Source organism: Massilia sp. BAP21, assembly GCF_057801335.1.
On record NZ_CM173596.1, the window covers coordinates 1361984 to 1380858 of the forward strand.

Below are 18875 nucleotides of genomic sequence, written 5' to 3' on the forward strand. Positions count from 1 at the left end.
GATCGGACCATGTACAGCTTTGCTCTTGCCATACGGCGGACAAGCCCATGTGCAAAATACTGCATGCCAGCCGTTGCTGCCGGAAAAGAACAAAAATATCGCGTTGAGCCAGACCGGGAGTTATTGCCTCCAGGCCGATCTGGAGATTCGCGACTACAGTGAATTCTTTATCGATAGGCGATCGGGCCGGCCCTCCGAGGCTTTGGGCATTACCCACGACGATATTCGTGTCGACCTTCAGGATAATGCCGTTCGCATCGGCAATGCCAGCCTTGGCATCCGGATTGAGAATGGGGGCAAATCCAATTACAAGGCGGACTATAATGCACGGCAGCCAAAGCAGGTTGCAATCAAAAACGGTCTTCTGAGTACAACATCATCGGTCGGTATCTATTCCGGGTTCTATGAGCTATCGATTTTGTCGGACATGGGAGATCCACTTGAAAGAGCAAGCACAAAAGGGAAATCAAAGGAAGAACTGCGCAATTTATCCAACTCGTTCGGAGAAAGAAAGGAATGGATTTTCAAGAATCAGTTAGCTTTGCGCCCCTCGAAGGCAGCAGACTATCACGAGCGCAACATTCGCATTGAGAACATGCATATCGACGCCCGTGAGCTGAACGTTACGTCACGTGCGCACGCGGGCGCCATCAATATCCAGGGCGCAGGCACCATCATCCGCAACTGCGTGATCGAGACCGATGGCAGTACGGCGCTCTGGCTCTTCGGACCGGATGCCATTATTGAAGACAATACAATCATTGTAAGCGGCGCCAGTCCGGTCCGTGAGGCCGATGCGCCCATTCGCCTGCACCATGGCGATGGCGCGATCATTCGCAACAACCGGATCGTCATCAAGGACGGCGCCAACCGTCGCGGCATTTCGCTTTTCGACACCGGCGCAATCACCGTCAAGAAGAACACCTTTTACGGCATGACGGAGAAGGATGACGTAGCCAGGGCTTTCACGGGCAGCATGGAGATGAAAGAAAGCGGCAGCCGATTTGAGCCGGCATGGAAAGCGGTATTTGCCGGACACAAATAGAATGATCAGATCACTCCTGCTCGTTCTTGGAACAACCTCGGGACTCGCTGTCGCAGCGTCCGGTTCAGGACAGCTTGCGCCTTCGTCGCATGGTGCCTGCATACCTTTGACTTCCTCTCAAGGAACGTCATTCGAGCGCTGGTCCGTCCGCGTTTACCGGCCAGGTAACTATTGCCTCAGCCAGGATTTGAAACAGACCGAGTTACCCGCCTGGCTGCGCTTGCCTCATATGGCAGTGCCGCACGATCCTCTGATGGTCTCGGAGTCCGGCAACGTTTCGATCGATCTTGCAGGGCACAGCATGGTAACGACGACTGCTGCTGGCCAAGGCATGATGCATCTCGGCGGTGCTGCCTGGACTGATGGAAAAGAGCATCCTGATATGCAAGCCGCCCGTAACATTTCACTGCGCAATGGCAGCATCAGCACGAAATTTCAGCCTGCCGTCATCATGGCGCATCGATGGAACGGCAATAACAAGCGCTTTGATGGCAAGAAGGTAGGAGGACATTACCTGCTTGGTGCCAGATTAACCGACTCACGTGGCGACATCGACCGCTATGAGTCGACCGATTATGTGCTCGAAAACCTGACCCTGACTTCCGACCAGATCGTCGTGCTCATGCAGGGAAAGAACAACATCATCCGCCGCTGCAAGATCATCGGCGCCAACGCAGCCGTCAACCTCTACGGCCCGAATCTGGTGTTCGAAGATAACGAGATCGTCATGACGGCACGCGATCCGGCAGACGCCGGCGGCGAGCCGCAAGTTGCCCTGTATGTCGAGGACGGCTTTGGCGCAGTCATCCGCAACAACCGCTTCGTGATCAAAGGCCGGCCCGACGGAGCTGTTGCGATGGAATTCAGGAACTCTGCAGGAGTCGTTTTGGAGGGGAATACCGTTGAGGGCAAGGCCAACCTGTATCGAACCCTGGACGAGAAAAGCACCGTCGAAGTCAGGCCGGCTACCCAACAAACGCCTCTTGTGACCAGACACCCGGATCCCAGGGAGACGCAGTGAATATATTTAAAACGAGACCAGGCCGGGTGCACACGATCGGCAATGCATATTCTTCCGGCCTGGTTGGTGTTGGAATGCGCGGTGCCGGGAATATCGTACGCGACAGCACCATGGAGATCACTCACGGCCACGCGATGCGACTGTTGCTGACATTGTCCCTGCTGCTCATCGGTGCCAGTGCTGTCGCCCAGGACGCCGGAACATGCCAGCCGATCCAGCCGCGCCAGGGTGGGGGCGCGGTACTCACGCGCCCTGGCCTGCATTGCGTAACGCGCGACATGCTGGTCGACAGCCACTATCGCCCCTTTGCCCATGGCAGCGAATACAAGAACGATGACCATATCGTAATCCTGGTGGCGGGCGACAACGTGGTCGTGGACCTGCAACGGCATACGGTCGTGGCGAATGCAGCCATGCGCGCTGCCATCGACACGCCTGCCAGCGACTGGATCAACTACCCCGACGTCCATGGCCCGGTGCTGCCCGCGAACCTGACGATCCGGAATGGCAAGATCCGCGTGACCAGGCGCGCCGGTGACGCCTGGGGCATCAAGATCCTGTCCGCGCCTGGCTTGCCGCTCGACCTGCGTTCGGATATGGCCGGCCCTGGCGCGACCGGAGGGCTGCCAGCCGCCCAGATGACGGAACTGTCGGCATTCGCTGTCGGACAGGTCCGGCGTGCCCTGCCGGCACGCGCGCGCGACTATCCCGCGCGCGGCATCCTGGTTGAGAAGGTCGCGATTTCCAGCGCCGGTTGGGGTATCGGCGTGGAAGGCGCCGGAACCGTCATCCGCGATTCGACCATCGAGGTCGATGCCGGCACCGCCTTATGGATCTACGGCCCGAATGCGCGGATCGAGAACAACACGATCATCGTGCGCGGACGCGGCCGGGTGCGCGAGGCCGATGCGCCGATCCGGCTGCACCATGGCGACGGCGCCATCATCCGCAACAACCGCATCGTCGTGAAGGGCGATGGACACCCGTGGGCCGTCACGTCGTTCCGCACCGGCGCCATTACGCTCGAGGGCAACACCATGAACGGAAAGCCGATCGGACCCGAAGGCATCAAGGTGTTTGCAGACGATCTTTTCCAGCTTACCGAAACGACAGGAGTCTTGTAGCATGTCTACACCCTGGTTCCGTCCCGCAGCACTGTCCTGCGTGTTCGCCTGGCTCGGCGCCATGAGCGGCAGCGCGGTTGCCCAGCTGCCGCCCATTGGTATTCCAGGCACGCCCGCCTGCCCGCCCAACTCCAGCTGCGTCCCCAGCCTTCCGCCCGTATCGCCGCCCGGCACCTGCGGCCCGGGCAACGGCGGCGCAACCTGCGGCGGCGCGGGGCCCGCGGCAATGGGCAGCAGCACCGGCGTGAACGTCGGCGCGGGTAACCCGATCAACGTCATCAACGGTAACAAATACCAGCGCGAAGTCGACATGGCGCCGCTGCCCGGCACCCTGGGCCTGGAAATCATCCGCCACTACAACATCGCGCACAGCAAGGCCGGTTCGTCGACCAACCTGGTCGGGCGCGGCTGGAAGCTGTCGTACGAGACCGACCTGTACGTATCGGGCCGCACCGTGCAGATCGTGCAGGCCGACGGCAGCCGCATCATCTTCAACCGCGATCCGCGCGACCCCAGCCTGTGCGCCAGCGCCGATCCGGCCAACGGCACGGTCAGCATCGGCAAGACCGGGCGCGGCGAGGAATACACCTGGCGCTGGGCCGACGGGCGCCAGCTGAACTTCGACAGCAAGGGCAAGCTGGTGCAGATCCTGGCGCCGAACGGCCAGTTCGTCAGCCTGCAGCATGATGCGCGCGGCCTGCTGGTGAGCGTGACCGACCCGCAGGGACGGCGCCTGCAGCTGCAATACCTCGACAAGGCGCAAAGCGCAGCCGGTACCGCCTTCCGCGGCGTGCAAAGCATCGTCAGCCCGGTCGGCACCTTCCGCTACCGCTACGGCAGTCCGGCGCCGAAGGGCGCGCAGGTGCCAGCCAACACGCTGCTGGCCAACCTGGTCAAGGTCGAGATGCCGACCGGCGCGCGTTATTACCATTACGAGAGTTCCAGCTTCCCGACTTACCTGACCGGCATCAGCGAACTCGCAAGCGATGCACAAGGCAAGGCCGCGTGGCAGCGCGTGTCGACCTACGGCTACGACGATAACGGCAGGGGCAACCTGAGCGTGAAGGGTTATCCGGCACGCCTGGCGCGGGACGCCGGTGGCAAGGTACTGCAGCCGGCACGCCTGGTTGCAGGCACCGGCGTGCAGCAGATCACGCTCGAGCATGGTACGGGCATGACTACGCTGACCGTCAGCAGACGCGTGCAATTTACGCTGCCCAGCAGTTCAGCGCCCATACGGCGTCGACCCCAGACTGGGACGCTGCGACCCAGGCGCAACGCACTGCCTTCATGAACGGCACCGGTCTTGCGGCTGCCGCCGCCAAGCAACGCTGGAACGACATCAATCGTTGGAAACGCAATCCGACCGCGCGCTTCAACGGAGAAGCACGCGCGGCAATCGCAACCACCGTCCTGCTGTCAAACCCTACGTGAATACTTACCTGATGGGCATCTACAAGGATTCCCTGCCAGGTGGACGGCTGTCCATCGTGTCGATGGCACTCATGCGCAAGAGCTACAACAACGTACGTGGCCAAGTGAACGTTACCAATGACTACCCGCCGCTCGTCAACGGCCAGCCGAATCCGGCCTGGGTCAAACGGCAGCGCGAGATCGAGCCCAGCTTGCCATGCGCACCGCGCGCGAGCACAACGGCGATGGCGGCAATCATGCCAAGCACGGCAGTTTTGCCGCCATGCTCGAATACGACCGTACCGCCGACGGGGGACAATACGCCCGCCGCTTCGTGAATGCGTTCGAATATCCGGTCGCCCAGCCCGCCGATCCGCGGCGCCATCAACCGGTGGCCGATTATTTTGCCCTGCGCTGCACCAGCGACTTGCCGGACACGGTTCCGCGTGGCGGCCTTGACATTACTCCATTGGTCTTACCATAACAACATGAAAAAAATGCGTATTCTCGATGTATTGCAAATAGGTCTGGCTGTCTGCTTGGGACTCGTAGCTGCAGATAACACGCGTGCTGCCTCGGTGGAGGCCGACACGAACCCTTATGTGCTTGTCGACCTGGCGGCATGCAAGAAGCCCTCCCTTGCGCCCCCAGCGCTGCCGGCAACCAGCTACGAGCAATATGACGCCCGGCGCCGCTTCGTCAACCTGGACGGCAGTGGGCAGTGCGTCCTGCTGGATTTCTGGATCGAGCGTCTCGGCGGTAGTCCGAGCGCAGGCATGCGTGTGCTCGAGCACCGGTATCTGCGCTTCACTGGCGGCAAGTGGCAGCCATTCGTGGCTGCATTCACGTGGTATCCCTACGCGCTCAAGGAGCGCACGACTGGCAAGGTCTATCTCGTCGACGCACCCACCGAAGAAGACCTAGGCGACTTCATGGTGCTGAAAACCGGAGTGCCGCGTGTTTTCACGACGGCCGGCTGGATCAGCGAAAAGGGTTTCAACGACAGCCTGGCATTGCAAGAGGTAACCGCCGGGCGTGCGGAAATCCTGCTTGCACTGGCGCGGCGGCTGGAACCGCACGCAACACCCGCACGCGACCCTCGTGGAGCGGAACGTGCCCGCATTCGCATGCTCAGGGAAGCGGCAACAGGAAAGTCGCCATAAGGAAGTGGCCGACAGCGATGCATCGATAACCTGGAAAAACAAGTCGGCCGCGCCGGACACGACGCCAATCATGTGCAATGACAACCACCTCATTCCTGGCGAGCCCCGATACCTGATGAAAAAAATCTGCCTTTTTTCAAATGGACTGATCCTCGCCACCGCTACCGCCACGGCGCAGGGCGCAAGCATGCAACTCACGCTCGACATGCCGGATTGCCGCATGCCGCCCGGGAAGCCGCTGCCGGACAAATACCAGGCACTGGCCAGGAAGGAAAAAGAATTCGCCTGGGTACGGGACGCAAAGCCCGGCGATCATGCCGTGAACGGCAATGGCTGGGAAAGAATCGACGGCGCCTCGAACCACACCTGGTTTGCGTTTTCGAAGATCGACCTCGACAACGACGGCATGTGCGACTGGTACCTCCACGCGGCTTCTGCCCTGTCGAGCGGAGGCGACCGCGATTCCATCAATACGCTCTATCTCGGCCGCAAGAACGGCTGGCTGCGCGTTGGCGCCACGGTACCGGCCAACAAGCCGGATGAACTAGGCTTTGGTAACTCCGATGCGGAACAATCGCGGTATTTGTTTGGGGAAGACATTTCTGTTATCCATGACGCTGCCACCAAAACCAACTATTTCATTACTGCCTTTTACAGCCGCCATGTCAGCTATTCCTCCCTGCCTGGCTACCGGATCATGGTGTGGGATGAAAATAAGCGGAGTCTGCTCGTGTTGGACAAATGGGAACCGCAATCCAGAGCAGCCCAGGTCTATGCTTTCTTCAAAACGCATGGCGCGCGCAGACCTGCGTTGAAGACAGAACAGTCGAGTGACACGCTGGAGCAATTCGATCCCGATACCGAAACATTCGAGATTGCGCAGGCATGCGAAGTCACGGCCACACCGCGTACGCAAGCTGAGCACGGTAGCCCCCTGTCCCGGCACCTGCTGGCTCGCTGCAAACGCTGATTGCCCGGTGATATCAATTTGGTACAGGAGCGGCCAGATCATGTTCGAACACGGGATTCAAGCAGGTAGCGATGCCGGCAAGATGAATGCATCGAGACTGGCATTGGCGTGCCTCTTCCTTACGTTTCAGCCCGTGCAAGCGGAGTCGCTATCATTTTCGCACCTGAGTGTGCGCCCGCCTGTTCAATGCAAGGGCGCCGGCCGTCCAGCGCCCAGGACCAAGGAAACGATACGCACCGAAAGCGTCGCCACGCCGGCAAGCAATATCGATCTGAATGGTGACGGCTGGTGCGACTGGATCATTTCCCTACCCTATCCGACGAATACGCAATTACCCGAATACCGGGCAAGGGAAGCCATTTTGTTGGGAACACCGGAAGGCGCCAGATCTTTCGGGAACATGAAGCGCCTGGAATCGTTCTGGAAAAGGAAGCTGCCCGTCCCGGAAGGCCTGGTAATGCCAGGTGCTGTAACGGGAATGGCGCCGGTGCTTGTCGCGTATGCAGCCGAAGGCACTGTGCCTTACTTCGCCGGATTTTCCAGCGCCTATCCCGACTTCTGGGGCAATCCGGGAAGCTATCGAATTTACAGATGGAATCACGAGTTCGATATGCCTCAGGAAGTGTCAAAGCACGACTATGCCTTCGTCATGCGTTTTTGGCAGAAGGAATTCTGTCGAGGGCAGTATGCCAACCAGGATTTCCTGCGCCCCGATATAAAAAACGAAGAACATCCCCTGGAGATTTTTGTGTGCGCACCCTGGGTGCAAGCGGAAGTCGGCCGCGCCGGACACGACACCAATCATGTGCAATGAAAACCGCCTCATTCCTGGCGAGCCCCGATACCTGATGAAAAAAATCTGCCTGTTTTTAAATGGACTGATCCTCGCCGCCGCTACCGCCACGGCGCAGGGCGCAAGCATGCAACTCACGCTCGACATGCCGGATTGCCGCATGCCGCCCGGGAAGCCGCTGCCGGACAAATACCAGGCACTGGCCAGGAAGGAAAAGGAATTCGCCTGGGTACGGGACGCAAAGCCCGGCGACCATGCCGTGAGCGGCAATGGCTGGGAAAGGGTCGATGGCGCCTCGAACCACACCTGGTTTGCGTTTTCGAAGATCGACCTCGACAACGACGGCATGTGCGACTGGTACCTCCATGCGGCTTCTGCCCTGTCGAGCGGAGGCGACCGCGATTCCATCAATACGCTCTATTTCGGCCGCAAGAAGGGCTGGCTGCGCGTTGGCGCCACGGTACCGGCCAACAAGCCGGATGAACTGGGCTTTGGCAAGACGAACGAACAGCAGGCGCACTATTTGTTCGGCGAAGAGGTCAGCGTCATCCATGATGCGAAGAACAGGGTGAATTACCTGGTCAGCGCTTTCTACAATCGCCACGTGCGACGCGACAGCCTGCCCGGCTACCGCATCCTGGCATGGGATGCCGGCCGGCAGAGCCTGCGCCTCCTGGACAAATGGGAGCCCGGATCGAAAGCGGCCGAGGTGTACGCCTTCTTCAAGACGCACGGCGCCCGCATCCCCTCGGCAAAGGACGCGGTGCCGGAGGATGCGCTGGATCGCTTCGATCACGAGATCGAGGAAGACGAGATCGCGCAGGCCTGCAACCCGGACAGCCCGCAGCGCTCATCCCCCGAGCTGTACGGCGCCGTGTCGCGCTACCTGCTGGCGCGCTGCAAGCGCTGAGTATCGGCGTTCCGACAATGCGCTGGTCGATCCTGTCCCTGTCCGGCCTGCTCGGCCTTTTCCTGTTGAGCGGATCTGCGGCATCCGCGCCTGGTGCGTCGCACGCCGCCATCGGTGCGCAGGCAGCGCCGCCTGGAACCGGCCTGGTGCTGGCCGATGCAAGCGCCTGCGCGAAGCCGCGCCTGGCCGCGCCGCCGCGCCTGAAGGAATCCCACGCGCGCTACAACATCCGGCGCCGCTACATCGACCTCGATGGCAGCGGCACCTGCGTGCTGATGGAGTTCTGGGTAGAGCGGCTGAGCGGCAGCGACTCGCCCGGCATGCGCACGCTCGGGCATCGCTTCCTGCGTGCCACCGGCAAGAAATGGGCGGCGTTCGAGACCGCGCTGCAGTTATTTCCCTACCTGCTGCGCTCGCCGGGCGGCGGGCAGGCTTACCTGGTCGTTGCCCCCGACTACGACATGGACAGCATAAGCGCCGGTGGCGTCCAGCCGGAAGTGTATGTGCGCGGCGGCTGGCAGACCGGCGAGCCGGGTTGGGTCGATCGGTATGTGCTGCTGCCGGCCGGCCGGGAACGAGGCCACATCCTGCGTACGCTGGCTGGCCAACTGGCGCAGCGTACGGCGCCGGAGAAGCAGACACACGGCGAGCGCAAACGCATCCGTGCCCTGCTGTTCGCAGCGGCCGAGGCGGACAAGACAGGCGCAGCGGCGCCCTTGCCCTGACGCGCCGTCTCAGTCTGTCGGCGAAGCGGCTGCGCAGCGTCATTCCCCCCGTACGCCATACGGAAACCAGCCGGCTGCCGTTCGTCCGCTTCCAGGACCGTTCGGCACCTTTTTTCCTGCGCGGCCCGGACCGTCCCGATACTGGCGCTTCCTCAACCAACATCGATGACCGCCATGCGCCTTCGCCCTTGCCGCTTGCCTCTGCTCCTGCTTGCTGCCTGCATCACCCTTCCCGCCACCGCGCTCGACACCGCCCGCCTGGACCCGGCCACGCGCGCCAACGACGATCTGTTCCGCGCCGCAAATGGCGCCTGGCTGGCCGCCACCGCGATCCCCGCCGAACGCAGCGAAGTCTACGGCGCCGACCTGCCGGCCAGCGTCAACGCCCGCGTGCGCGCCATCGTCGACGGCCTGCGCGCGCATCCGCAAGCACCCGGCAGCATCGAACGCAAGCTGGTCGACTTCCATGACAGCGTGCGCGACCTGGCCGCGATCGACCGCGCAGGTCTGGCGCCGCTGCGCGCGCAGCTGGACGCGATCGACGCGATCCGCACGGTTGGCGACCTGGCGCGCTGGCAGGGCCAGGTACAGGGCATCCTCAAGACGCCGCTGTGGCTGTGGGGCGGCTTTGCCGACTTCAAGGACCCGACGCGCAACCGGGTGCTCGTGATGCAAGGCGGCCTCGGCCTGCCCGAGCGCGACTATTACCTGGGCCGGGATGCGCGCCTGCTGTCGGCGCGGGCGGCCTATCTGCGCTATCTGGAGACGCTGGCGCAGCTGGCCGGCGAGCCGCAACCGCAGGCGGCCGCGCGGCGCGTGCTGGCGCTGGAAACGCGCCTGGCGCAGGCCCACGTGCCGGCGGCCGAGGCGATGAACCCGGCGCATGTGCGCTCGCTCGACGCACACCAGCTTGCGCAATGGGCGCCCGGCCTGGCCTGGGATGCCTTTTTGCAGGCTTCGGCAATACCCGAAGGCCACGCGGTGAACCTGGTCCAGCCGGCAGCGGCTGGCGCCATCGCGGCCTTGCAGCGCGGCCTGCCGCTGGACGACTGGAAGCTGTACTTCCGCCTGCGCCTGCTGGATGTGTCGGCGCCGCTGCTGCCGGCGCCGTTCCGCGCCGCGCACTTCGAATTCCGCGGCAAAGCCCTTGGCGGCCAGCCAGCCCCGATGCCGCAGGACGAACGCGCGCTCGACGCCCTCACCGAGGCGCTGGGCGACGGTCTCGGTGCGCTCTACATGGCGCGTCACTTCCCGCCCGGGCACAAGGCGCGTGTCGAAGCCATGACGGCGCAACTGCAACGCGCCGCAAGCGAAGCGGTCGTCCACATCCCCTGGCTCGGTACCCAGGCCCGTAAGGAGGCGCAGGCGAAGATCGCCGGCATGCGCGCCAAGGTCGGCTATCCGGCTACATGGCGCGACTACGGCACGCTTGCCATCGAACCCGGCGACGCCCTCGGCAACCGTAACCGCGCGCGCCGCCACGAATGGCTGCGCCTCGCCGCCCTATCCGGCACCGCGGTCGAACGCGGCGCCTGGGCCATGAGCCCGCTGGAGGCGAACGCCTTCTACGATCCGATGCTCAACGAGATCAACCTGCCGGCCGCCATCCTGCAGGCGCCCTTCTTCGATGCGGCGGCCGACGATGCGTCCAACTACGGCGGCGTCGGCGCCCTGATTGCGCACGAGATCAGCCACGCTTTTGACGCAACCGGCTCCCAGTTCGACAGCCGCGGCGTGCAGCGCGACTGGTGGACAGCCGCCGACCATGCCGCCTTCGATGCGTTCGGCAAGCGCCTGGCGGCACGCTTCGATGCGCTGGAGGCGCTGCCCGGCACGCGCGTGAACGGCAGGCTGACCTTGTCCGAGAACATGGCCGACCTGATGGGCCTGCAGCTGGCCTGGCGCGCCTACCAGCATGCGCTGGGCGGCAAGCCGGGGCCCGTGATCGGCGGGCGCAGCGGCGCACAGCGTTTCTTCCTGGCCTATGCCCAGCAATGGGCGGTGAAGCGGCGCGACGAACGCACCCTGCAGCTGCTGACGAGCGACCCGCATGCGCCGCCAGCGCTGCGCGCTAACTTCCCGGCCATGCAGCTCGACGCTTTCCACGACGCCTTTAGCACCCGCCCGGGAGACGCCATGTACCTGGCGCCGGCCGCGCGCCTGCGGGTGTGGTGATGGCCAACGCTATACTGCGCCATCACCTTGCCATGACACAACAAACAACGACCATGGGCATCCGCTTCTTTCCGGCCAGCCGGCAATTCTGGTTCTATCACCTGGGCGCGGGCGCCTTCTGCATGGCGGTCACGCTGCTCACCGTCGTGCTGTGGAGTCCCCTGGCCCTGCTCGACGGGGTCTCTACCCTGCTCTGGCTGCCGCCCTACACGCTGGCCGTGCTGGCGTTTCGCTGGCTGTACCGGCGGCGCGGCTGGAAGAGCATGGGCATGGGGCGGCTGGTGCTGCTGGCGGTGGTCTACGCCAGCGCCGCGGCGGTGCTGGTGACGGCCAGCGTGGCGGCCATGACGCTGCCCTTCTTCTGGGACGACGTGGCCGTGTATTACGCGAAGTACGACATGACGCTGGACCCGTTGGCTTACCTGCTGCGCACCATCTACGGGGCCAGTCTGCAGGCGCAGGTCTTCATCTGCGCGTGGATCTTCATTTACATCAGCTTTACCGGCAGCCGCGATGCGCGCGAGGGCGCCCTGCAGACGGCGCACCTGCAGAACGCCCTGCACGAAACACAGCTGCGCAGCCTGTCGAACCAGTTGAATCCTCACTTCCTGTTCAATTCGCTCAACAACATCCGCTTCATGATCCACGAGGATGCGCAGCGCGCCGATGCCATGCTGGTCGGCCTGTCGGAGATCCTGCGCTATTCGCTGGCGGGCGACGAGCGGCGCAAGGTGCCGCTGGCCGAGGAGCGCGCGATCGTCGAGCGCTACCTGGCCATCGCCGGCGCCGGGCTGGAAGAGCGGCTGCGCGTGCGCATCGACATTCCGCCGCAGCTCGATGCCTGCCTGGTGCCGCCGCTGCTGTTGCAGATGCTGGCCGAGAACGCAGTCAAGCACGGCATCGAGCCGCTGCGCGAGGGCGGCGCCTTGCACCTGAGCGGCAGGCAGGATGGCGCGCTGCTGCGCCTGGAGGTGGTCAACGACAAGCCGGCACATGGCGGCCACGGCGGCCTCGAAACGGGAATGGGAATAGGCATGCGCCACCTCGCGCAGCGTCTCGGCCTGCTGTACGGCGAGCGGGCCTGGCATGCGTCGCACGACAGCGGCGCCAGCTACCGCGTGGCGCTGGCCCTGCCGCTGGAGACGGCGCCATGAAGGCCTTCGTGGTGGAAGACGCGCGCCTGGCGCGCCAGGGCCTGGTGCGCATGCTGGGTGCGCATGCGGGCATCGAAGTGGTGGGCGAGGCGGACCATCCGGACATCGCCTTGCCGCTGATCCGCGCCACCTGCCCCGACGTGCTGTTCCTCGATATCCAGATGGCCGGAGCCAATGCCTTCGATCTGCTGGCGCAGCTGGACACCCACCCGCGCATCGTGTTCACCACGGCGCATGCCGAGTATGCGGTGCGCTCCTTCGAGTTCGATACGGTCGATTACCTGCTCAAGCCGGTGAGCGCCGAGCGGCTGGCGCAGGCCGTGCGCAAGCTGGAGATGCGCGCCCTGCCTGCGCCGCCGGACGCGGTACAGGCTCCGCTGGAGGCGCACAGCCGCATCTTCATCAAGGATGGGGACCGCGCGCACATGGTGCCTCTGGCGTCGATTCGCTGCTTCGAGAGTTGCAAGAACCACGTGCAGGTGTATTTCGACCAGACCCATGCCTATGTGAAGAAGTCGCTTGGCAGCATCGAGGAACGCTTGCCGCGCCATCTGTTTTTCCGCGTCAGCCGCCAGCACATCGTGAACCTGGCTGCGATTGCCGCGATCGAGGAAGGGATGGAGGCAGCCTACATCCTGACACTTGATAACGGGAAGAAACTGGAGATATCGCGGCGCAACGCTGCACAGTTGAAAGAAACAATGAGCCTCTGAATCGTTGCCTTACAGATTTAATTGACTGCCGAGATGTCGTTACAACCCAACTCGGCAATAAAAGATATGCAAATTGTGCTTCACGAAAGCAAACTTATCCCTATAATAAATCTGCTTTGTTGAGTACGGCGCTAAACGTCATCCGTTCACACCAGTAGTTCAGGCAAGGCATAACAACTAATAACTTTAGGGGAGTAACAAAATGACGAGCGGTACCGTTAAATGGTTCAACGATGCAAAAGGTTTTGGTTTCATCACGCCTGACGGCGGCGGTGAAGACGTGTTCGCGCACTTCTCGGCGATCAACGCACAAGGCTTCAAGTCGCTGGCCGAAAACCAGCGCGTGACTTTCGAGATCACCACTGGTCCGAAGGGCAAGCAAGCTGCGAACATCCAGCCAGCGTAATATCGGCGATGCCGGCCTCGGCCGGCTTTGTTGAAACGAAAAAGCCAGCGCAAGCTGGCTTTTTTGTTTGGGGCGGGGATTATCGTTGGCGCTCTTATCGCGACGGCTTCAACCGTACGGTGGGCACCCCGTGCCCACGCGGAAGCATGATCAGTGGTAGATCATGTTTTTGACGCGAACGATGTACATTGTTGGCGGATTCAAAAGCGTCTCGTTAGCGCCTCAAATCATGGATACGCCGCGGAGCGAGTCATCACAGCAGTAGACAACGGATACGCACGTAACCGCGTGGGCACGGGGTGCCCACCGTACGGTCGAGGCCGCAGGCCGATGTGGCATTAGTGGTTGTGACCACACCCACTGCGCACCTTCGCCCCCGGCAGCACCTTGCCCGGCTCGCGGCCGCTGTCGCCTTCGAAACCGGCGGCATGCAGGCGCCCCATGTAGTCTGCCCACAGCGTGTCCTGCTCGCTGCCCAGCTTGTACAGATACGCCCAGGTAAAGATCCCGCTGCCGTGGCCATCGTCGAACAGCGGTTTGATGGCGTAGTTGCCGACCGGTTCCACGCCCGTCACGCTGACCTCGCGTTTGCCCACTTGCAGGGTTTCTTGGCCCGGGCCGTGGCCCATCACTTCGGCCGAAGGCGAATACACGCGCATCAGTTCGAAGGGAATCGAGAAGGTCTTGCCGTCGTCGAACGTGATCTCGAGGATGCGGGATTTCTGGCGGACGGCCAGGTCGGTTGGTTGTGGCATTGCTGTGTTCATCCTTGTTGGTTCATGCGCCGCGCAATCGCGTCGGCGAGCTCGGGCAGCAGCGCGCGGCGTGCAGCGAGCGTTTCCTGTTCGGTCTGGCGCACGGCCGCGGCCCACACGGGCGCGGGGAAGTGCGCATCGTCAGTGTAGCGCGGGATCACGTGCCAGTGCAGGTGCGGCACCACGTTGCCCAGGCTGGCCACGTTGACCTTGGTAGGCGCCATCACCTCGCGCACGGCCTGCTCGACCTGGTACACGGCTTCGTTCAGCTGCAGGCGATCCTCGCGCGCCAGGTCGCTCATCTCGCGCACGTGGTCGCGCCAGATTACGCGGCAAAAGCCGGGATAGTTGGCGTCGTCGACGATGATCACCGACAGCTTGCTGTCGGCGTACACCGTCATGGGCGCGGCCAGGTCGCACAGTTCGCAGCCCGGTTCGCGGATCGGCGTACTCGTCATACCAATACCCTTTCGATACCGCCGTTGTTGGCACGTGCCACGTAGTCCGGCAGCCAGTTCTCGCCCAGCAGGTGTTTCGCGATCTCGACCACGATGTAGTCGGCGCTGGTGCCGGCGTCGGCATTGTAGCGCGACAGGCCCTGCAGGCAGGATGGGCAGCTGGTCAGCACCTTGACCTCGCCCTCGAAGCCGTCTTCGCGCAGCTTGGCGGCGCCCTTCTGGATCTCGTTCTCCTTGCGGTAGCGCACCTGGGTGGCGATGTCGGGGCGGGTAATCGCAAAGGTGCCGGACTCGCCGCAGCAGCGGTCGTTCTTCTCGATCTTCACGTTGTCCACGGTCTGCACCAGCGCGTTCACGGTCTTCACCGAATCCTGCATCTTCATCGGCGTGTGGCAGGGGTCGTGGTACATGTAGCGCACGCCGTTCACGCCTTCGAGCTTGACGCCCTTCTCCAGCAGGTATTCGTGGATGTCCATGATGCGGCAGCCGGGGAAGATCTTCTCGAACTCGTAGGTCGCAAGCTGGTCGTAGCAGGTGCCGCAGGAGACCAGCACGGTCTTGATGTCGAGGTAGTTCAGCGTGTTCGCCATGCGGTGGAACAGCACGCGGTTATCGGTCATCATCTTGTCGGCCTTGTCGTACTGGCCGGCGCCGCGCTGGGGATAGCCGCAGCACAGGTAACCCGGCGGCAGCACGGTCTGCACGCCCACTTCCCACAGCATCGCCTGGGTCGCCAAACCGACCTGCGAGAACAAACGCTCGGAACCGCAGCCGGGGAAGTAGAACACGGCCTCGGTGTCGGCATTCGTCGCCTTCGGGTTGCGGATGATCGGGATGACCTTGTCGTCCTCGATATCCAGCAGTGCGCGCGCGGTCTTCTTCGGCAGATTGCCCGGCATTTTCTTGTTGATGAAGTGGATCACCTGCTCGCGCACCGGCGCCTTGCCGGTGGTCGGCGGCGGCGCCTTCACCTGGTCCTTGGCGAAGCCGCGCAGCAGCTTGTTGCCGAGGCGCTGGGCCTTGAAGCCGAAGCCGACCATCGCCTGGCGCGTGGCGTTGATGGTGGTCGGGTCGGTCGCGTTCAGGAAGAACATCGCCGCGCGGTTGGCCGGCTTGAAGCTGCGCTTGTCCATCTTGCGCAGCAAATTCCGCATGTTCATCGAGACGTCGCCGAAGTCGATGTTCACCGGGCACGGCGTGACGCACTTGTGGCACACGGTGCAGTGGTCGGACACGTCCTCGAACTCTTCCCAGTGGCGGATCGACACGCCGCGCCGGGTCTGTTCTTCGTACAGGAAGGCTTCGATCAGGGCGGACGTCGCCAGGATCTTGTCGCGCGGCGAGTACAGCAAGTTCGATTGCGGCACGTGCGTCGTGCAGACCGGTTTGCACTTCCCGCAGCGCAGGCAGTCCTTGATGGAGTTGGCAATCTCGCCAATGTCGCTCTGCTGCATGATCAGCGACTCGTGGCCCATCAGGCCGAACGACGGCGTGTAGGCGTTGGTCAGGTCGGCCGCCACCGCCGTGGTGTTCAGGAGCTTGCCCTTGTTGAAGCGGCCTTCCGGGTCGACGCGCTGCTTGTAGTCGCGGAATTCGCGGATTTCTTCGTCGGTGAGGAATTCGAGCTTGGTGATGCCGATGCCGTGTTCGCCCGAGATCACGCCGTCCAGCGAACGGGCCAGCTTCATGATGCGCTCGACCGCCTTGTGCGCATCCTGCAGCATCGCGTAGTCGTCCGAGTTCACCGGCAGGTTCGTGTGCACGTTGCCGTCGCCGGCGTGCATGTGCAGGGCCACGAAGACGCGCGAACGCAGCACCCGCTTGTGGATGGCGACGGTCTCGTCGAGGATGCATTTATACGCGGCGCCATTGAAGATCTGGCGCAGCGGCGCGCGCAGGTCCTGCTTCCACGAGATGCGCAGCGTGTGGTCCTGGACCACGTCGAACAGGGTCGTATCCGGGTGGCGGCCGATGCGGCTGTCGAAACCGGCGGACAGGTGGCCCAGGCCGAGTTCGTCGAGCTTGGCGTGCACGCCGCGCAGCGGCTGGTCGAGATTGGCCAGGATGAAGGCCCAGCGCGCACCAACCTGTTCCACCAGCGCCACGGCCTGCTGCGGGCGGTCGCCCATGATCTCGTCGCGCGCCACGGTGTCGCCAGTGGCGTCGTCGCTTTTTTCGAGCGGCAGGTTGCCGCCCGAGAGATAGGTGTGCAGCTGCTCGGCCAGCTGCAGCTTGTTCTTGATCGACAGCTCGACGTTGATGCGCTCGATGCCGTCTGTGTATTCGCCCATGCGGTTCAGGGGAATCACCACGTCTTCGTTGATCTTGAAGGCGTTGGTATGGCGGGCGATGGCCGCGGTGCGCGCGCGGTCGAGCCAGAACTTCTTGCGCGCTTCCGGGCTGACGGCGACAAAGCCTTCGCCGACACGGGTGTTCGCGATGCGCACCACTTCCGAGGCGGCCATGGCCACCGCATTTTCGTCGTCGCCAACGATGTCGCCGAACAGCGCCATTTTCGGCAGCGTGCCGCGCTTGGATTTGGTGGCATAGCCGACCGCGCGCAGGTAGCGTTCATCCAGATGTTCGAGGCCGGCGAGACGCAGTGTCTCGAATTCCGGCTTGCCGCTTTTCGGCAGGCTGTCGAGGTAATCCTTGATCTCGACGATCGACGGGATCGCATCGCGCGCCTGGCCGAAGAATTCCAGCGCCACGGTGCGCGTGAACTTCGGCATCTTGTGCAGGATCCAGCGGCCCGAGGTGATCAGGCCATCGGTGCCCTCTTTCTGCACGCCCGGCAGGCCGGCCAGGAATTTATCCGTGACGTCCTTGCCCAGGCCTTCCTTGCGGAACTTGCGGCCTTCAATCGTCAGCGTCTCGGTGCGGAAGGGTTCGCCCTTTGGCGCGCCTTTGGTCGACGGATGGGTCCATTCGAGCTTGAACACGGCGGTTGGCGCGTCGTGGATTTTGCCGAGGTTGTGGTCGATGCGCGTGACTTCGAGCCAGTCGCCGTTCGGGTCGACCATGCGCCAGGACGCCAGGTTATCCAGCGCCGTGCCCCACAGGACGGCCTTCTTGCCGCCCGCGTTCATGGCGATGTTGCCGCCGATGCAGGAGGCGTGAGCCGAGGTCGGGTCGACCGCGAACACGAAGCCGGCCTTTTCGGCGGCCTGCGACACGCGCTGGGTGACCACGCCGGCGCCGGTGTAGATGGTGGCGTAGTCGCGGTCCAGGCCGGGCAGGCGCGTCATCTCGACTTCGCCCAGGGCGATCAGCTTTTCGGTGTTGATCACGGCCGACATCGGGCTCAATGGAATCGCGCCGCCGGTGTAGCCGGTGCCGCCGCCGCGCGGGATGATGGTCAGTCCGAGTTCGATGCAGCCTTTGACGAGGCCTGCCATTTCCTCTTCGCTGTCGGGCACCAGCACCAGGAAGGGGTATTCGACGCGCCAGTCGGTGGCGTCGGTGACGTGCGAGACGCGGTGCATGCCGTCGAAGCGGATGTTGCGCTTGTCGGTGTAGGCGCCGAGCACGGCGCGGGCGCGCTTGCGCAAGTCGTACATGTCGCGGAATTCGCGGCCGAAGTCGTCGACGGCCTTGCGTGCGGCCTGCAGCAACTGTTCGACGGCGGCGCTGCGGCTGGCGGCCGAATCTGCACTGGAACCGGCGTCGCCTTCGCTGGCATCCACGGTGATGCGGCGTTTATCCACTTCGGCCAGGCGGTGGTGCAAGGCGTCGATCAGTTTCTGGCGCCGCTTCGGGTTGTCCAGCAAGTCGTCCTGCAAATACGGATTGCGGCGCACCACCCAGATATCGCCCAGCACCTCGTACAGCATGCGCGCAGAGCGGCCGGTCTGGCGCGCGCCGCGCAGCTCGTCGAGCAGCTGCCAGCACGATTCGCCCAGCAGGCGGATCACGATCTCGCGGTCGGAAAACGAGGTGTAGTTATAAGGAATTTCGCGCAGGCGGGCCGGCGCGTTGTCGGCGAGGAGCGTATGGATGTGTGCTGGGGCGTTCATGGATGGGATCGATGTTGGACTGGCCCGAAGGACA

18 protein-coding genes are annotated in these 18875 nt (G+C 63.2%); 15 read left to right on the top strand and 3 right to left on the bottom strand.

Annotated features, from left to right (window positions below; genetic code table 11):
- Nucleotides 1-49: 49 nt before the first annotated feature.
- From ACWYRN_RS05950 to ACWYRN_RS06020, 15 genes are all read left to right on the top strand, one after another.
- A complete protein-coding gene (locus ACWYRN_RS05950) occupies nt 50-1045 on the top strand; it encodes a right-handed parallel beta-helix repeat-containing protein (RefSeq protein ID WP_488691587.1) in 996 nt (331 codons plus the stop codon).
- A 187-nt stretch (nt 1046-1232) separates the two neighbouring features.
- Nucleotides 1233-2066: a right-handed parallel beta-helix repeat-containing protein gene (locus tag ACWYRN_RS05955; RefSeq protein WP_488691588.1), complete on the top strand. Its 834-nt coding sequence runs from the start codon at nt 1233-1235 to the stop codon at nt 2064-2066.
- Entirely contained in the window at nt 2063-3190 is a 1128-nt protein-coding gene (locus ACWYRN_RS05960) for a hypothetical protein (RefSeq protein ID WP_488691589.1), read from the top strand. Before ACWYRN_RS05955 ends, ACWYRN_RS05960 begins: the two co-directional genes overlap by 4 nt.
- A gap of 1 nt (nt 3191) precedes the next feature.
- Nucleotides 3192-4484 carry an RHS repeat domain-containing protein gene (locus ACWYRN_RS05965; RefSeq protein WP_488691590.1) on the top strand — a complete coding sequence of 431 codons (1293 nt, stop codon included), beginning with the start codon at nt 3192-3194 and terminating at the stop codon, nt 4482-4484.
- On the top strand, nt 4481-4624 hold the full coding sequence (locus tag ACWYRN_RS05970; protein ID WP_488691592.1) for a hypothetical protein: 144 nt from the start codon (nt 4481-4483) through the stop codon (nt 4622-4624). Before ACWYRN_RS05965 ends, ACWYRN_RS05970 begins: the two co-directional genes overlap by 4 nt.
- Nucleotides 4625-4820: 196 nt before the next feature.
- Nucleotides 4821-5087 (top strand): hypothetical protein, encoded by a 267-nt coding sequence (locus tag ACWYRN_RS05975; RefSeq protein ID WP_488691593.1) that lies wholly within the window; start codon nt 4821-4823, stop codon nt 5085-5087.
- Between the two features lie 4 nt (nt 5088-5091).
- Nucleotides 5092-5766 carry a hypothetical protein gene (locus ACWYRN_RS05980; protein WP_488691594.1) on the top strand — a complete coding sequence of 225 codons (675 nt, stop codon included), beginning with the start codon at nt 5092-5094 and terminating at the stop codon, nt 5764-5766.
- On the top strand, nt 5717-6736 hold the full coding sequence (locus tag ACWYRN_RS05985) for a hypothetical protein (protein ID WP_488691595.1): 1020 nt from the start codon (nt 5717-5719) through the stop codon (nt 6734-6736). The genes ACWYRN_RS05980 and ACWYRN_RS05985 overlap by 50 nt, the downstream gene beginning before the upstream one ends.
- Before the next feature lie 40 nt (nt 6737-6776).
- Nucleotides 6777-7550, top strand: coding sequence for a hypothetical protein (locus ACWYRN_RS05990; protein WP_488691596.1), 774 nt, complete (start codon nt 6777-6779; stop codon nt 7548-7550).
- A 34-nt stretch (nt 7551-7584) separates the two neighbouring features.
- Complete coding sequence (locus ACWYRN_RS05995) at nt 7585-8439, top strand: hypothetical protein (RefSeq protein WP_488691597.1); 855 nt, start codon at nt 7585-7587, stop codon at nt 8437-8439.
- Between the two features lie 17 nt (nt 8440-8456).
- A complete protein-coding gene (locus ACWYRN_RS06000; RefSeq protein WP_488691598.1) occupies nt 8457-9164 on the top strand; it encodes a hypothetical protein in 708 nt (235 codons plus the stop codon).
- Nucleotides 9165-9338: 174 nt separating this feature from the next.
- The gene (locus ACWYRN_RS06005) at nt 9339-11339 is read left to right on the top strand and encodes a M13 family metallopeptidase (RefSeq protein ID WP_488691599.1); all 2001 of its coding nucleotides are present in this window, start codon (nt 9339-9341) and stop codon (nt 11337-11339) included.
- 32 nt (nt 11340-11371) lie between these two features.
- Nucleotides 11372-12493, top strand: a complete 1122-nt coding sequence (locus ACWYRN_RS06010; RefSeq protein ID WP_488691600.1) for a sensor histidine kinase — start codon at nt 11372-11374, stop codon at nt 12491-12493.
- Nucleotides 12490-13206, top strand: a complete 717-nt coding sequence (locus tag ACWYRN_RS06015) for a LytR/AlgR family response regulator transcription factor (RefSeq protein ID WP_488691601.1) — start codon at nt 12490-12492, stop codon at nt 13204-13206. The genes ACWYRN_RS06010 and ACWYRN_RS06015 overlap by 4 nt, the downstream gene beginning before the upstream one ends.
- 202 nt (nt 13207-13408) lie before the next feature.
- Complete coding sequence (locus tag ACWYRN_RS06020; RefSeq protein ID WP_229437690.1) at nt 13409-13612, top strand: cold-shock protein; 204 nt, start codon at nt 13409-13411, stop codon at nt 13610-13612.
- Between the two features lie 338 nt (nt 13613-13950).
- Here the strand turns inward: ACWYRN_RS06020 and ACWYRN_RS06025 are convergent, their stop codons facing one another.
- The 3 genes from ACWYRN_RS06025 to ACWYRN_RS06035 are packed head-to-tail and all read right to left on the bottom strand — an operon-like array spanning nt 13951 to nt 18841.
- Nucleotides 13951-14367: a gamma-butyrobetaine hydroxylase family protein gene (locus ACWYRN_RS06025; protein WP_488691602.1), complete on the bottom strand. Its 417-nt coding sequence runs from the start codon at nt 14365-14367 to the stop codon at nt 13951-13953.
- A gap of 8 nt (nt 14368-14375) precedes the next feature.
- Nucleotides 14376-14825 carry an HIT family protein gene (locus ACWYRN_RS06030; protein WP_488691603.1) on the bottom strand — a complete coding sequence of 150 codons (450 nt, stop codon included), beginning with the start codon at nt 14823-14825 and terminating at the stop codon, nt 14376-14378.
- Complete coding sequence (locus ACWYRN_RS06035; protein ID WP_488691604.1) at nt 14822-18841, bottom strand: DUF3683 domain-containing protein; 4020 nt, start codon at nt 18839-18841, stop codon at nt 14822-14824. The genes ACWYRN_RS06030 and ACWYRN_RS06035 overlap by 4 nt, the downstream gene beginning before the upstream one ends.
- Between the last annotated feature and the right edge of the window lie 34 nt (nt 18842-18875).

What these genes read in the sequence shown, in the direction of transcription:
- ACWYRN_RS06020 (WP_229437690.1), top strand. Translation starts at nt 13,409, where the DNA reads ATGACGAGCGGTACCGTTAAATGGTTCAACGATGCAAAAGGTTTTGGT.
- ACWYRN_RS06015 (WP_488691601.1), top strand. Translation starts at nt 12,490, where the DNA reads ATGAAGGCCTTCGTGGTGGAAGACGCGCGCCTGGCGCGCCAGGGCCTG.
- ACWYRN_RS05965 (WP_488691590.1), top strand. Translation starts at nt 3,192, where the DNA reads ATGTCTACACCCTGGTTCCGTCCCGCAGCACTGTCCTGCGTGTTCGCC.
- ACWYRN_RS06010 (WP_488691600.1), top strand. Translation starts at nt 11,372, where the DNA reads ATGACACAACAAACAACGACCATGGGCATCCGCTTCTTTCCGGCCAGC.
- ACWYRN_RS05995 (WP_488691597.1), top strand. Translation starts at nt 7,585, where the DNA reads ATGAAAAAAATCTGCCTGTTTTTAAATGGACTGATCCTCGCCGCCGCT.
- ACWYRN_RS06025 (WP_488691602.1), bottom strand. Translation starts at nt 14,367, where the DNA reads ATGCCACAACCAACCGACCTGGCCGTCCGCCAGAAATCCCGCATCCTC.
- ACWYRN_RS06005 (WP_488691599.1), top strand. Translation starts at nt 9,339, where the DNA reads ATGCGCCTTCGCCCTTGCCGCTTGCCTCTGCTCCTGCTTGCTGCCTGC.
- ACWYRN_RS05980 (WP_488691594.1), top strand. Translation starts at nt 5,092, where the DNA reads ATGAAAAAAATGCGTATTCTCGATGTATTGCAAATAGGTCTGGCTGTC.
- ACWYRN_RS05975 (WP_488691593.1), top strand. Translation starts at nt 4,821, where the DNA reads ATGCGCACCGCGCGCGAGCACAACGGCGATGGCGGCAATCATGCCAAG.
- ACWYRN_RS06000 (WP_488691598.1), top strand. Translation starts at nt 8,457, where the DNA reads ATGCGCTGGTCGATCCTGTCCCTGTCCGGCCTGCTCGGCCTTTTCCTG.
- ACWYRN_RS05970 (WP_488691592.1), top strand. Translation starts at nt 4,481, where the DNA reads ATGAACGGCACCGGTCTTGCGGCTGCCGCCGCCAAGCAACGCTGGAAC.
- ACWYRN_RS06030 (WP_488691603.1), bottom strand. Translation starts at nt 14,825, where the DNA reads ATGACGAGTACGCCGATCCGCGAACCGGGCTGCGAACTGTGCGACCTG.
- ACWYRN_RS05990 (WP_488691596.1), top strand. Translation starts at nt 6,777, where the DNA reads ATGTTCGAACACGGGATTCAAGCAGGTAGCGATGCCGGCAAGATGAAT.
- ACWYRN_RS06035 (WP_488691604.1), bottom strand. Translation starts at nt 18,841, where the DNA reads ATGAACGCCCCAGCACACATCCATACGCTCCTCGCCGACAACGCGCCG.